The organism is Burkholderia sp. Se-20378 (assembly GCF_017104665.1).
Classification (GTDB): domain Bacteria; phylum Pseudomonadota; class Gammaproteobacteria; order Burkholderiales; family Burkholderiaceae; genus Burkholderia; species Burkholderia lata.
The window spans coordinates 1-12,304 of record NZ_JAAGPG010000233.1 but is presented as its reverse complement, the minus strand read 5'-3'; the positions used below and the strand labels follow the sequence as shown (position 1 = coordinate 12,304).

At 68.3% G+C, this 12,304-nt stretch carries 12 protein-coding genes and 1 pseudogene; 8 read left to right on the top strand and 5 right to left on the bottom strand.

The window, feature by feature from the left end:
* Nucleotides 1-1,106, top strand: a 1,106-nt coding sequence (locus G3N93_RS22665) for a class I adenylate-forming enzyme family protein (RefSeq protein ID WP_206133993.1), incomplete at its 5' end; no start/stop codon positions are given.
* Between the two features lie 47 nt (nucleotides 1,107-1,153).
* On the opposite strand, the gene xerD is transcribed toward G3N93_RS22665, so the two are convergent.
* From xerD to queG, 3 genes are all read right to left on the bottom strand, one after another.
* Nucleotides 1,154-2,104, bottom strand: coding sequence for a site-specific tyrosine recombinase XerD (xerD, locus tag G3N93_RS22660; RefSeq protein WP_174941452.1), 951 nt, complete (start codon nucleotides 2,102-2,104; stop codon nucleotides 1,154-1,156).
* Nucleotides 2,104-2,571, bottom strand: coding sequence for a methylated-DNA--[protein]-cysteine S-methyltransferase (locus G3N93_RS22655; RefSeq protein ID WP_034190552.1), 468 nt, complete (start codon nucleotides 2,569-2,571; stop codon nucleotides 2,104-2,106). Before G3N93_RS22655 ends, xerD begins: the two co-directional genes overlap by 1 nt.
* A gap of 64 nt (nucleotides 2,572-2,635) precedes the next feature.
* Nucleotides 2,636-3,871, bottom strand: coding sequence for a tRNA epoxyqueuosine(34) reductase QueG (gene queG, locus G3N93_RS22650; protein ID WP_174941450.1), 1,236 nt, complete (start codon nucleotides 3,869-3,871; stop codon nucleotides 2,636-2,638).
* Between the two features lie 17 nt (nucleotides 3,872-3,888).
* On the opposite strand from queG, the gene tsaE reads away from it, so the two are divergent.
* Together tsaE and G3N93_RS22640 are read left to right on the top strand one after the other, a co-directional pair.
* A complete protein-coding gene (gene tsaE, locus G3N93_RS22645; protein ID WP_174941448.1) occupies nucleotides 3,889-4,443 on the top strand; it encodes a tRNA (adenosine(37)-N6)-threonylcarbamoyltransferase complex ATPase subunit type 1 TsaE in 555 nt (184 codons plus the stop codon).
* The gene (locus tag G3N93_RS22640; protein ID WP_174941446.1) at nucleotides 4,425-5,951 is read left to right on the top strand and encodes an N-acetylmuramoyl-L-alanine amidase; all 1,527 of its coding nucleotides are present in this window, start codon (nucleotides 4,425-4,427) and stop codon (nucleotides 5,949-5,951) included. Before tsaE ends, G3N93_RS22640 begins: the two co-directional genes overlap by 19 nt.
* Nucleotides 5,952-6,005: 54 nt before the next feature.
* Here the strand turns inward: G3N93_RS22640 and G3N93_RS22635 are convergent, their stop codons facing one another.
* Nucleotides 6,006-6,884, bottom strand: coding sequence for an EamA family transporter (locus G3N93_RS22635; protein WP_174941689.1), 879 nt, complete (start codon nucleotides 6,882-6,884; stop codon nucleotides 6,006-6,008).
* 258 nt (nucleotides 6,885-7,142) lie between these two features.
* Between G3N93_RS22635 and G3N93_RS22630 the strand changes: the two genes are divergently transcribed.
* Both G3N93_RS22630 and trxA read left to right on the top strand, forming a co-directional pair.
* The gene (locus tag G3N93_RS22630) at nucleotides 7,143-8,024 is read left to right on the top strand and encodes a pirin family protein (protein ID WP_174941444.1); all 882 of its coding nucleotides are present in this window, start codon (nucleotides 7,143-7,145) and stop codon (nucleotides 8,022-8,024) included.
* 52 nt (nucleotides 8,025-8,076) lie between these two features.
* The gene (gene trxA, locus G3N93_RS22625) at nucleotides 8,077-8,925 is read left to right on the top strand and encodes a thioredoxin (RefSeq protein ID WP_174930624.1); all 849 of its coding nucleotides are present in this window, start codon (nucleotides 8,077-8,079) and stop codon (nucleotides 8,923-8,925) included.
* A gap of 115 nt (nucleotides 8,926-9,040) precedes the next feature.
* On the opposite strand, the gene G3N93_RS22620 is transcribed toward trxA, so the two are convergent.
* Nucleotides 9,041-9,898, bottom strand: a complete 858-nt coding sequence (locus G3N93_RS22620; protein WP_174944912.1) for a ThiF family adenylyltransferase — start codon at nucleotides 9,896-9,898, stop codon at nucleotides 9,041-9,043.
* A 128-nt stretch (nucleotides 9,899-10,026) separates the two neighbouring features.
* Between G3N93_RS22620 and pdxH the strand changes: the two genes are divergently transcribed.
* The 3 genes and pseudogenes from pdxH to G3N93_RS22605 all read left to right on the top strand — a co-directional run.
* Nucleotides 10,027-10,671: a pyridoxamine 5'-phosphate oxidase gene (pdxH, locus tag G3N93_RS22615; protein WP_174941440.1), complete on the top strand. Its 645-nt coding sequence runs from the start codon at nucleotides 10,027-10,029 to the stop codon at nucleotides 10,669-10,671.
* Between the two features lie 121 nt (nucleotides 10,672-10,792).
* Nucleotides 10,793-12,013 carry a cyclopropane-fatty-acyl-phospholipid synthase family protein gene (locus tag G3N93_RS22610; RefSeq protein WP_174941438.1) on the top strand — a complete coding sequence of 407 codons (1,221 nt, stop codon included), beginning with the start codon at nucleotides 10,793-10,795 and terminating at the stop codon, nucleotides 12,011-12,013.
* Nucleotides 12,014-12,036: 23 nt separating this feature from the next.
* Nucleotides 12,037-12,304, top strand: a pseudogene (locus G3N93_RS22605) (DUF72 domain-containing protein); the annotation flags it as partial.

Here is a 12,304-nt window from a genome sequence, read left to right as displayed (position 1 = left end):
GTGCGTGGTCGTATCGCGCCGACGCCAACGCGCCGGGCGAACCGGTCGCCGCCGACGGTGCCGCGCAATGCGCGGCGCTGATCTACACGACCGGCACGACCGGCACGCCGAAAGGCGTGATGCTGTCGCATCGCAACCTGCTGTTCATCGCGGCGACGTCGAGCACGCTGCGCCGCGTGTCGCCCGACGACGTCGTCTACACCGTGCTACCCGTGTCGCATGTGTACGGGCTCGCGTCGGTCTGCCTCGGCAGCCTGTATGCGGGTGCGACGCTGCGGCTCGTGCCGCGCTTCTCGCCGGAAGCCGTGCGCGTCGCGCTCGCCGACGAAGGCGTCACGATCTTCCAGGGCGTGCCCGCGATGCACGCGAAGCTGCTCGAACACCTGCACACGCACGGCCACGCGTGGCGCGCACCGCGCCTGCGCTTTGCGTATTCGGGCGGCTCGCCGCTCGACGCGAACCTGAAGGCGCGCGTCGAGCGCCTGTACGGCGTGCCGCTTCACAACGGCTACGGGATGACCGAAAGCAGCCCGACGATCACGCAGACGCCACTCGACGCGCCGCGCACCGACGGCTCGGTCGGCGTGCCGATTCCCGGCGTGGAGATGCGGATCGTCGCGCCGGACGGCACCGACGTACCGCCAGGTGAAGTCGGCGAGATCCGCGTGCGCGGGCCGAACGTGATGCTCGGTTATTACCGCAACGCGGACGCGACACACGCGGCCGTGTCGCCGGACGGCTGGCTGAGCACCGGCGATCTCGCACGGCAGGAGGCGGACGGCGCCGTGACGATCGCGGGCCGCAGCAAGGAGCTGATCATCCGGTCGGGCTTCAACGTCTATCCGGTCGAAGTCGAACAGGTGCTGAACGCGCATCCGGACGTCGTGCAGGCGGCCGTCATCGGCCGCGCGGTCGAAGGCAACGAGGAAGTGCTCGCGTTCGTCGAGCTGGTGCCCGGCGCGGCGGCGGACGAAGCGGCGTTGCACGCGTGGTGTGCGGAGCGGCTCGCGCCTTACAAACGCCCCGCGCACATCCGTGCGCTCGACGCGCTGCCGGCCGCGTCGACGGGCAAGGTGCTGAAGCACAAGCTGCGCGAACTGGTCTGACCTGGGCCGGCTCGGCGCGTGACACAGCCCGCGCCACGCCGGATGCGCTAACCGCGCGGATGGTGTTGCGCGTGCAGCGTCTTCAAGCGCTCGCGTGCAACGTGCGTATAGATCTGCGTGGTCGAGATGTCGCTGTGGCCGAGCAGCAGCTGCACGACGCGCAGGTCGGCGCCATGATTCAGCAGGTGCGTCGCGAACGCATGCCGCAGCGTATGCGGCGACAGGTGCGCGCGCACGTCCGCGTGCTGCGCGTGGCGCTTGATGATGTTCCAGAACTGCTGGCGCGTCATCCCGTCGCCGCGTGCGGTCACGAACAGCGCGTCGGCCGCACGCGCGCCGAGCAGTGCCGGCCGCGCCTCGCGCAGGTAGCGCTCGATCCAGCCGTGCGCGACTTCGCCGAACGGCACGAGCCGCTCCTTCGAGCCCTTGCCCATCACGCGCACGACGCCCTCGTTGAGCCCGACCTCGACGGTCTTCAGCATCACGAGCTCGCTTACGCGCAACCCGCTCGCATACATCAGCTCGAGCATCGTGCGATCGCGCAGGCCGAGCGGCGTGCCGATGTCGGGTGCGCCGAGCAGCGCCTCGACCTGCGCCTCCGACAGCGTCGCCGGAAACCGGGCCGCCTGCTTCGCGGACGTGATCCGCAGCGTCGGGTCGGCGCTCGCGCGATGCTCGCGCAAGGCCCAGCCGTAATAGCGCCGGAACACGGACAGCCGCCGGTTCGACGACGTCGCCTTGCCGTCGCTGCGCGCGGCGATGTAGCCCGTCACCATCGCTTCGTCGACCGAATCGAGCGGCGCGTCGTGCGTCTCTGCCAGCCATTGGGAAAACAGCGCCAGATCGCGCCGGTACGCGTCGAGCGTATTGCGCGCGAGCCCGTGCTCGAGCCACAGCGCATCGCAAAACACGTCGATCGACGCACGGCTCGCGAGCAGCGCGGCGGACGCCTCGGCGGCATCGCCGTCGGCTTCGGGGGAAATCAGCGATTCACTCATCAGTACGGCACGCCTTCGTGCGCCAGCAGCCAGCGCTTCACTTTCTGGTAATAACCGTTGTCGTCGTGGTTCGCGAAACCGCCGAGGCCGCCCGCCGCGACGACGCGATGGCACGGAATCACGAGCGGGAAGTAGTTCGCGCCGCACGCCTGGCCGACCGCGCGCGGCGCGCTGCCGATCCGCTTCGCGACCTGCCCGTAGGTCAGCACCGTGCCGGGCGGGATATCGCTGATCACGTCCCACACGCGGTGCTGGAACGCGCTGCCGACTTCGGCGAGCGGCAGGTCGAAGCGCGCCGACGCGCGCTCGAAATAACGTTCGATCTGCTTGACCGCGCGCTTCGCGAGCGGCGAATCCGGATCAACCGACTTCACCGATTCGGGCAGATAGACGATCTCGCGCACCACCGCGGCATCCGTGCGGATGCCGACCTTGCCGAACGGCGCGTCGATGACTGCATTGAACATGGCCCTCTCCTGACCGATGGATGCGCGCGGCACCACCGCGCGCCGACGACACTTTACGCCGCCTTCACGCGGCACGCAGCGCCCACTCGACATGCTCGCGCACGACCGGCGACGGATCGTCGGCCCGCGCGCGCAACGCGGCCACGATTGCGTCGCGCGCCTGCGGCGCGAGCCGGCCCGCGTCCGCGCGCAGCGCATTGCCGAGCCCGACCGCGAGATTGCGCAGCCAGCTTTCGTAGCCGATGCGCCGGATCGCACTGCCCTGCATGCGCGTATCGAACGTGTCCGCATCCCACGCAAACAGCTCGACGAGCGTCGCGCGGTCGAGGCCGTGCCGCACGTCGAAATCGGCGACGGGCGCGGCCTGCGCGAACTTGTTCCACGGGCACACGAGCTGGCAGTCGTCGCAGCCGTACACGCGATTGCCGATCATCGGCCGTAGCGGCTCGGGGATGCTGCCTTTCAGTTCGATCGTCAGGTACGAGATGCAGCGGCGCGCATCGACGCGGTATGGCTCGACGATCGCACCGGTCGGACAGGCGGCGATGCAGCGCGTGCAGCTGCCGCAGTGCGCGCCGGGCGTTTCGGGCGCGGTGTCGGGGGACGTGTGCGCGTCGGTCGGCAGCGGCACGTCGACGTAGATCTCGCCGAGGAAGAACAGCGAGCCCGCATCGCGCTGCAGCAGCAGCGTGTGCTTGCCGCGCCAGCCGACGCCGGCCTTCTGCGCGAGCTCGACCTCGAGCACGGGCGCCGAATCGGTGAACACGCGGTAGCCGAACGCGCCGATCTCCTGCTCGATGCGCTCCGCGAGCGTCTGCAGGCGGTTGCGCAGCACCTTGTGATAGTCGCGGCCGCGTGCGTAGATCGACACGACGGCCGCCTGCGGATCGTCGAGCCGGGCTCGTTCGCGCGCACGCCAGTCGTGCGGCACGAGCGCGCCTGGCTCGCTGTCAGGTACGTCGGCGGCCAGCGTTTCGGCCGGCAGATAGGCGAGCCGGGCGGAGATCACGCGTCGCGTACCGGCCACAAGTTCGGCCGGACGCGCGCGTTTCATCCCATGTTTCGCCATATAATCCATTTCGCCGTGGTATCCGGCTTCCAGCCAGGCGGCGAGGCCTGCTTCGGCATCCGAGAGATCGGTATCGCTGATGCCGATCGCCCCGAAACCCAATTCGCGCCCCCACGCCCTGATGCGCGCGGCGAGCGCAGTCAACGCCGCATCGTCGAGCGCGCACGGTGCCGCACCTTCGGCACAAGTCGAAGGCCTGTCGGATGCGGCGAGTTCCGGTAATCGGTTCATCGCACTATTTTACGAGAATGTCAGCCACGTCCAGCCACCCGCCTCATGTCATCACGTTGCCCGCCCCGCTCGAGCAGCGCGTGATCGCGCTCGCCGACGAAGCGGCGACCGAGGCTTTCGGCACCCGCTTCGCACACGCGCTCGACGCGGCACGCGTCGAACTCGCCCGCGCGCATGCATTCGACGGGCTGCAGATCCAGCTGGTCGGCGATCTCGGCGCGGGCAAGACATCCCTCGTCCGCGCGATCCTGCGGGGCCTCGGCCACACGGGGCGCGTGCGCAGTCCGACCTATACGCTCGTCGAGCCGTACGCACTCGAACGCGACGATGGGGAACTCGAGGTCTATCACTTCGATCTGTATCGTTTCAACGATCCGGCCGAATGGTCCGACGCAGGCTTTCGCGAATATTTCAATTCCAGCGCGATCTGCCTCGTCGAATGGCCACAACAGGCGGGCACGCTGCTCGGCGTACCCGATCTGGTTTTCTCGCTCGACGTGGATGGCGACGGCCGCGCCCTCACCGTCCGGGCGTACAGCGCTTCAGGAAAGGCATGTCTCGAAAGATGTTGATCAAACCGTTCCGCTCGATCGAATCGGCGGCCACCGCGACGCACAACTGGCGGCGCCGCCAGATCCTGTGCGCGGGCGCGTCGACGCTGGTGCTCGGTCTCGTCGCACCGCGGCTCGCGCACGCATCGTCGGTGCTCGGCGTGCGTGTGTGGCCCGCACGCGATTACACGCGCGTCACGATCGAATCCGACCAGCCGCTGCAGAATAGCCAACAGCTGCTGCAAGGGCCCGACCGTCTCGTCGTCGACCTGACCGGCCTCGACCTCGACCAGGCACTGCGCGACCTCGTGTCGAAGATCGCGCCGAACGATCCGCAGATCCAGTCGGTGCGCGTCGGCCAGTATCAGCCGCACGTCGTGCGGATGGTGTTCGACCTGAAAGGCTCGGTGAAACCACAGGTGTTCACGTTGCCGCCGGTCGGCACCTACAAGTACCGGCTCGTGTTCGACCTGTATCCGGCCGTCGCGCCCGATCCGCTGTCCGACCTGATCGCACAGACGGAACGCAAGGAGCAGGCGCTCAACGACACGACGCGCGCGCAGCAGATGCAGCCGCCGACCGCGCTGGCCGGCCCGGGTACGCCCCTGCCGCCGCCTGCCGCGGGCGACAACAGCGACGCATTCTTCCAGCGCTTCGCGCAGAACACGCCGGCCACGCCGCACACGCCGCCCGCCACGCCTTCGACGCCCGCGAAGCCGGCGGTCAAGCCGCCGCCCGTCATCGCGCGCCGCGACGACAGCGACGACGACGGCGACACCTACAAGTTCACGGCGCCGAAATCCGGCAAGGGCGGCACCGTGCGCCTGCTGACGGTGGCGATCGATCCGGGCCATGGCGGCGAGGATCCGGGCGCGATCGGCGGCGGTGGCACGTACGAGAAGCACATCGCGCTCGACATCGCGAAGAAGCTGCGCGCGAAGATCGACGGCGCGCCGAACATGCGCGCGATGATGACGCGCGACGCCGACTTCTTCGTGCCGCTGAACGTGCGCGTGCAGAAGGCCCGCCGCGTGGGCGCCGACCTGTTCGTGTCGATCCACGCCGATGCGTTCACGACGCCGTCCGCACGCGGCTCGTCGGTGTTCGCGCTGTCCGACCACGGCGCGACGAGCGCCGCGGCGCGCTGGATGGCGAACAAGGAAAATTCGTCCGACCTGATCGGCGGCATCAACATCAAGACGGCGGACGCGACCGTGAACCGCGCGCTGTTCGACATGTCGACGACCGCGCAGATCCGCGATTCGCTGCGCTACGGCAACTACGTGCTGAAGGAAGTGGGCGGCATCAACAAGCTGCACAAGGGCTCGGTCGAGCAGGCCGGGTTCGCGGTGCTGAAGGCGCCCGACATTCCGTCGATCCTCGTCGAGACGGCTTTCATCAGCAACCCGGAAGAAGAAAGCCGCCTGAACGACGACGGCTATCGCGACCAGATGGCCGACGCGATCTTCCGCGGCATCAAGCGTTATTTCGCGGCGAATCCGCCGCTCGCGAAGAGCCGGATGGCCTGACGGCCGTACCCGGCCACCCCGCCCCGCCGCCGGCACGCAGTGCGTGCCGGCGCGTCACGATGCCGCGAAGCGGCGCATCAGTTTCCCGCCGAACACGTTCACCGCGAGCCCGCCCATCACGAGCGCCGTGCCGATCAGCTGCGTGCGCGTCAGATGCTCGTCGAGCAGCAGCGCCGACGATGCGAGGCCGACGACCGGCACCAGCAGCGAGAATTGCGCGACCTGCGCGGCCGGATAACGCGACAGCAGGCGGCTCCACAGCCCGTAGCCGAGCAGCGTCGCGACGAACGCGAGATAGACGACCGCGAAGATCGACGCACCGTTCAGCCCGGCGAGCGCGGTCGCGATCCGCTGCGGCCCTTCGAACCACAGCGACAGCAGGAAGAACGGCACGGGTGGCACGAGGCTGGCCCACACGACGAGCGACACGAGGTTCGCCTTGCCGACCTTTTTCGTGACGATGTTGCCGAACGCCCACATCGCCGCCGAGCAGATCGTCAGCAGGAAGCCGGCGAGCGTCATCGCGCGGCCGCCCTGCGCCGCGATCACGACGAGCCCGCCCGCGGCGATCGCGAGGCCGAGCAGGTTCTGCATGCGCAGCCGCTCGCCGAGGAACAGCATCGCGAACACGAGCGTGAAGAACGCCTGCGACTGCAGCACGAGCGATGCGAGGCCGGCCGGCATGCCGACGTACATGCCGGTGAACAGGAACACGAACTGGCCGAGCTGGATCGTCGCGCCATACAGCACCAGCAGGCGCCACGGAATCTGCGGCCGGCGCACGAAGAACACCGCGGGCACCGCCGCGAGCGTGAAGCGCAGCGCGCCGAGCAGCATCGGCGGCATCCCGTGCAGGCCGACCTTGATCACGACGAAGTTCACGCCCCACGCCAGGATCACGACCAGCGCAAGCAGCAAGTCCTTCGGGGCCATCATCGGCGTCTCCTCGATTGTCGAATTGTTGTGCAAGGTGTTCTCAGGCCCTGTCGCTTTGCGCTGGGCTCCCCGACGCGGCCATCCCGAACGGGACGTCCTTTGGGGCGAGAACCCGGGCGGCCCGGCGTGTTCCCGAGAAGTCGGTCAGTCTACCGGGTTTCAGCCCCCGGCCCGATACCCGCGCGGCGCGCATGGAATCGGCGGCGGACGGCCAGTACAATGACCGGCATCCCCCGCCGCCCCACAGGATCCGCCATGACCGCTCCGATCAAAGCCCTGCTGAAGCCGCACGTGCGCGACATCGGCAACCTGCAGGTGCGCCGCACGCTGCCCGCACTCGCCGCACGCCTCGTCGGCCCGTTCATCTTCTTCGATCACATGGGCCCCGCCACGCTGCCGCCCGGCACGGGGCTCGACGTGCGCCCGCACCCGCATATCGGCCTCGCCACCGTCACCTACCTGTTCGACGGCGCGATCCTGCACCGCGACAACCTCGGTTCGCTGCAGGAAATCGTGCCGGGCGACGTGAACTGGATGACGGCCGGCCGCGGGATCGTCCACTCCGAACGCACGCCCGACGCGCAGCGCGAAAACGGCCACACCGTGCACGGGATCCAGACCTGGGTCGCGCTGCCGCGCGCGCACGAGACGACCGAGCCGTCGTTCGAGCACCATGCGGCCGACACGCTGCCGAAGCGCAATGAGGACGGCGTGTCGCTGACGGTGATCGCCGGCGACGCGTTCGGGCTGCGCTCGCCGGTCACGACGTTCTCGCGCACGCTGTACGTCGCGGCCGAATTCGCGGCCGGCGGCCGTCTCGAACTCGACGCGTCGCACGAGGAACGCGCGGTCTACGTGGTCGACGGCGAGCTCACGATCGACGGCACGCCCGTGCCGGCCGAGCAGATGGCCGTGCTCACGCCCGGCGCCGCCGTCACGCTGACGAGCGGCAGCGGCGCGCGCGCGATGCTGCTCGGCGGCGACAAGATCGACGGCGAGCGCTTCATCGAATGGAATTTCGTCGCCAGCAGCCGCGCAGCGATCGAGCGCGCGAAAGAAGCATGGACGCGCCAGGAAATGGGCAAGGTGCCGGGCGAGACCGAGTGGATTCCGCTGCCCGAATCGAAGCCGCGTTGAAAAAGGGGCACACCGCCCCCATCCTGACGACATTCGAACGAAAGAGAACGACATGGACACCACGCTTGCCACATTCGAGAAAGACGTCATCGAGGCGTCGCTGGACGCACCCGTGCTGGTCGACTTCTGGGCGCCGTGGTGCGGCCCCTGCAAGACGCTCGGCCCGCTGCTGGAAAAGCTCGAAGGCGACTACGAAGGCCGCTGGAAGCTCGTGAAGGTCAACGTCGACGAGAACCAGGAACTCGCCGCGCACTTCCAGACGCGCAGCATCCCGCACGTGATCGCGTTCGCCGACGGGCGCCCGGTCGACCAGTTCGTCGGCGTGCTGCCCGAAGGCCAGCTGCGCGCCTTCCTCGACCGGCTGCTGCCGGCGCCCGAGGAGGCCGAACGGCGCGCCGCGCAGTACGCGATGGCCGAGGAGCGCTACGACGACGCGCTCACGCACCTCGAGGCGGCGCTCGCGCTGAACCCCGGCTTCGACGACGCACGCCTCGATCTGATCGAACTGCTGCTCGCGAGCAACCAGGTCGACGCCGCGCGCGCCGAGACCGAGCGCCTGTCGCCGCAGACCGTGCAGAACGGCGATCCGCGCTACCAGGCGATCAAGACCCGTTTCGACGCACTCGAAGCCACGGCCGACCTGCCGCCGACCGATGCGCTCGAAGCGCGCATCGCGGCGAACCCGGCCGATCTCGACGCGCGTTTCGATCTCGCGCAGAGCCTGATCGCGCGGCGGGCGTATGAGGGCGCGGTGGAGCAGTTGCTGGAAATCGTCACGCGCGATCGCGCTTACGGCGACGATCTCGGCCGCCGCACACTGATCTCGGTGTTCGAGCTGGCCGGCGATCGCCCCGACCTCGTCGCCGGGTGGCGACGCAAGCTGAGCATGGCGCTCAATTGAACTTGATGTGTGACCGCCGGGCCGCAACGGCCCGGCTGCGGGATTGCCCCGCATGCCATACGACGGCGCGTGTCACGCGCCGCAGCATTCCTCAACGACCGCCATTCACAGCGGCTTAGCCGGCGGCTTGCGCCGCGATCGCGCGCAGCGCATGCGCGGCGGCCGCGAAACCGAAGCTCGCGGTCACGCACACGCTCGAACCGAATCCCGCACAGTTGAGCCCCGCGACGTGCGCGGCCGCGGACGGCTCGGCGCCGTCCTCGAGGTCGCAGGCAGCCGCTTCCGGATAGATCAGCGGCTCGTCCGAATACACGGCGCTGACCTTGAACCGCGCCTTCGGCCCGCGCGGAAAGCCGTGCTGCTTGCGCAATTGCGCACGCACCTTCGACAGCAGCGGATCCTGGATCGTCAGCGCGAGATCGTCGATCCGGATGCGCGTCGGGTCGAGCTGGCCGCCCGCGCCGCCGACCACGACGAGCGGCTGGCGCTTCGCGACGCACCACGCGATCAGCGCGACCTTCGTACGCACGCTGTCGATCGCGTCGATCACGTAGTCGAAACCGCCGCCGAGCAGCGCGTCGAAGTTGTCGGGCTCGACGAAATCCTCGATCCGGTTCACGCGGCACGCGGGATCGATCAGCGCGATCCGCTCGGCCATCGCGTCGACCTTCGGCTTGCCGTAATTGCCGTCGAGCGCGTGGATCTGCCGGTTCGTATTGCTTTCGGCGACGTTGTCGAGATCGATCAGCGTCAGCGTGCCGACCGCGTTGCGCGCAAGCGCCTCGGCCACCCACGACCCGACGCCGCCGATCCCGATCACCGCGACGTGCGCGCGCTCGAACGCGGCGGCGGCCGGCGCGCCGTACAGCCGCGCGACGCCGCCAAAGCGCCGCGCTCGATCCACGTCAAGCTGGATTTCCGGGGTCGGGGTAAGATCAGAGGAACGGGGCGGGGCAGCGTCGGCAGCGGACATGGCAGCAAGGAAAACGTAAGTCGTGCAGCCCTCTATTTTGCCTGAACTCCTCGCTCGCACGCGCCACTGTGCACGCACGTTTCTCGCGCGTTGGCTACAATGGTTCCAGATTGAAGCGTTTGCATAACATGACGACTCTCGCCGATCTCCGCATCAATTACTCACGTGCTTCGCTCGACGAAGCCGACGTTGCCCACGACCCCTTCGCCCAGTTCGACCGCTGGTTCAAGGAGGCGCTCGCCGCCAAGCTGCCCGAGCCGAACACGATGACGCTCGCGACCGTCGGCGACGATGGCCGGCCGTCGGCACGCATCGTGCTCATCAAGGGCGTCGACGAACGCGGGTTCGTCTTCTTTACCAATTACGAAAGCCGCAAGGGGCGCGATCTCGCCGCGCATCCGCAGGCCGCGCTGCTGTTCTACTGGATCGAGCTCGAGCGCCAGGTGCGCATCGAAGGCCGGATCGAGAAAACCAGCGCAGAAGAAAGCGACCGCTATTTCGCGTCGCGCCCGCTCGGCTCGCGCATCGGCGCATGGGCGTCGGAGCAGAGCGCGGTGATCGACAGCCGCGCGACGCTCGAAGCGCAGGAAAAGGCCGTCAGCGAACGCTACGGCGACAACCCGCCGCGCCCGCCGCACTGGGGCGGCTACCGCCTCGTGCCCGACTCGATCGAGTTCTGGCAGGGCCGTCCGTCGCGGCTGCACGACCGCCTGCTCTATACGCGCGACGCCGACACGTCGCCGGGCTGGTCGATCTCGCGCCTGTCGCCGTAAGCGCGGCGCCGGCGCACGCCGGTCGTGTCTCGTGTTGCATCCGGGCGCCCGCCTCGCAAGCGGCGGGCGCCGGTCAAGATACTTGGCTGTATTCGATTCAACGAACAAACGGAGAATCCAAATGTTCTGGGAAAAGAAGCTGGCACAGTGGGCGGACGAAGTACGGGCGAAAGCGAACATACCGGCGCGCCTCGTGCTGTGGAACGGCGATCAACTCGATTTCGGCACCTTCAGCGCGCCGCAGGTCACGTTGAAGGTGAACAGCGCGTCGGCATTGCCGCTCCTGCTCGAACCGAGCCTCGACAATCTCGGCGAGGCGTACGTGAAGGGCAAGATCGACATCGAAGGCAAGCTGTCGGACATCATCAACATCGGCTACTCGCTCGCACGCAGCACGGTGACGAGCGCGAGCAAGCTGGCACGCGTGAAGCGCTACTTCAATCACTCGAAGAGCACCGACAGGAAGGCGATCCAGTATCACTACGACGTCTCGAACGAGTTCTACCAGCTGTGGCTCGACGAGAACATGGTGTACTCGTGCGCATACTTCGAGAACGGCGACGAGGATCTCGCCACCGCGCAGATCAAGAAGATCGACCACATCCTGACGAAGATCCGGCTTCAGCCCGGCCAGCGCCTGCTCGACATCGGCTGCGGCTGGGGTGCGCTCGTGCTCCGTGCCGCGCAGAAGTTCGGCGCGCAGTGCCTCGGCGTCACGCTGTCGCAGAACCAGTTCGACCTCGCGACCGCACGCGTGAAGGCCGCCGGGCTGGAAGACAGGATCGAGATCCGGCTGCAGGACTACCGCGAGATCGACGGCCAGTTCGACCGCATCACGAGCGTCGGGATGTTCGAGCACGTCGGCCGCAAGAACCTGCCGCTCTATTTCTCGCGGGTCCATGACCTGCTCGCCGACGACGGCATCGCGATGAACCACGGGATCACGTCGACCGACGCGGAAAGCGGCGAGACGGCGCTCGGCGGCGGCGAGTTCATCGACCGCTACGTGTTCCCGGACGGCGAGCTGCCGCACATCAGCCTCGCGCTGGAAGCCGCGCAGCGCGGCGGGCTCGAAGCGATTGACGTCGAAAGCCTGCGACGGCACTATGCGCGCACGCTCGACATCTGGACGGAAAACTTCGAGGCGAAGGCGGAAGCCGCACGCCAACTCGTCGACGACGAAAAATTCCGCATCTGGCGCGTGTATCTCGCCGGCTGCGCGTATGCGTTCGAGCACGACGACGTGTCGATCTTCCAGATCGTGTGCCGCAAGGCCGGGCAGAGCGCAAAAACGCTGCCGTGGTCGCGGCGCTATATGTACGAACACGCGCTGCCGCGCTAGGCGGCGCTTCACGCTGGGCATGCATGGGTGACGGCAGGACGCGGCGCAAGGCGCCGCCCGAACGACAGCAGCACGACGACGCCAGCGCGCCGCACGCCGACGGGCAATTCGACCTGTTCGGCGTGCCGGCCGACGCTGCACGCGCGTCGCCCGAGAACGACGGCCCGCCTGCCGACACCGACGGTTACGTGACGCCGGACGCATCCGACGACGCGCAACCGGCACCGCGCACCCGCACTCACTCCCGTTCTTCAGACGAAACACCGCCCGCCGCTTCCGGGCTGCTGTGGG

What these genes read in the sequence shown, in the direction of transcription:
- G3N93_RS22635 (WP_174941689.1), bottom strand. Translation starts at nt 6,884, where the DNA reads ATGGCCCCGAAGGACTTGCTGCTTGCGCTGGTCGTGATCCTGGCGTGG.
- xerD (WP_174941452.1), bottom strand. Translation starts at nt 2,104, where the DNA reads ATGAGTGAATCGCTGATTTCCCCCGAAGCCGACGGCGATGCCGCCGAG.
- G3N93_RS22620 (WP_174944912.1), bottom strand. Translation starts at nt 9,898, where the DNA reads ATGTCCGCTGCCGACGCTGCCCCGCCCCGTTCCTCTGATCTTACCCCG.
- pdxH (WP_174941440.1), top strand. Translation starts at nt 10,027, where the DNA reads ATGACGACTCTCGCCGATCTCCGCATCAATTACTCACGTGCTTCGCTC.
- G3N93_RS22655 (WP_034190552.1), bottom strand. Translation starts at nt 2,571, where the DNA reads ATGTTCAATGCAGTCATCGACGCGCCGTTCGGCAAGGTCGGCATCCGC.
- G3N93_RS22630 (WP_174941444.1), top strand. Translation starts at nt 7,143, where the DNA reads ATGACCGCTCCGATCAAAGCCCTGCTGAAGCCGCACGTGCGCGACATC.
- G3N93_RS22610 (WP_174941438.1), top strand. Translation starts at nt 10,793, where the DNA reads ATGTTCTGGGAAAAGAAGCTGGCACAGTGGGCGGACGAAGTACGGGCG.
- queG (WP_174941450.1), bottom strand. Translation starts at nt 3,871, where the DNA reads ATGAACCGATTACCGGAACTCGCCGCATCCGACAGGCCTTCGACTTGT.
- tsaE (WP_174941448.1), top strand. Translation starts at nt 3,889, where the DNA reads ATGTCAGCCACGTCCAGCCACCCGCCTCATGTCATCACGTTGCCCGCC.
- G3N93_RS22640 (WP_174941446.1), top strand. Translation starts at nt 4,425, where the DNA reads ATGTCTCGAAAGATGTTGATCAAACCGTTCCGCTCGATCGAATCGGCG.
- trxA (WP_174930624.1), top strand. Translation starts at nt 8,077, where the DNA reads ATGGACACCACGCTTGCCACATTCGAGAAAGACGTCATCGAGGCGTCG.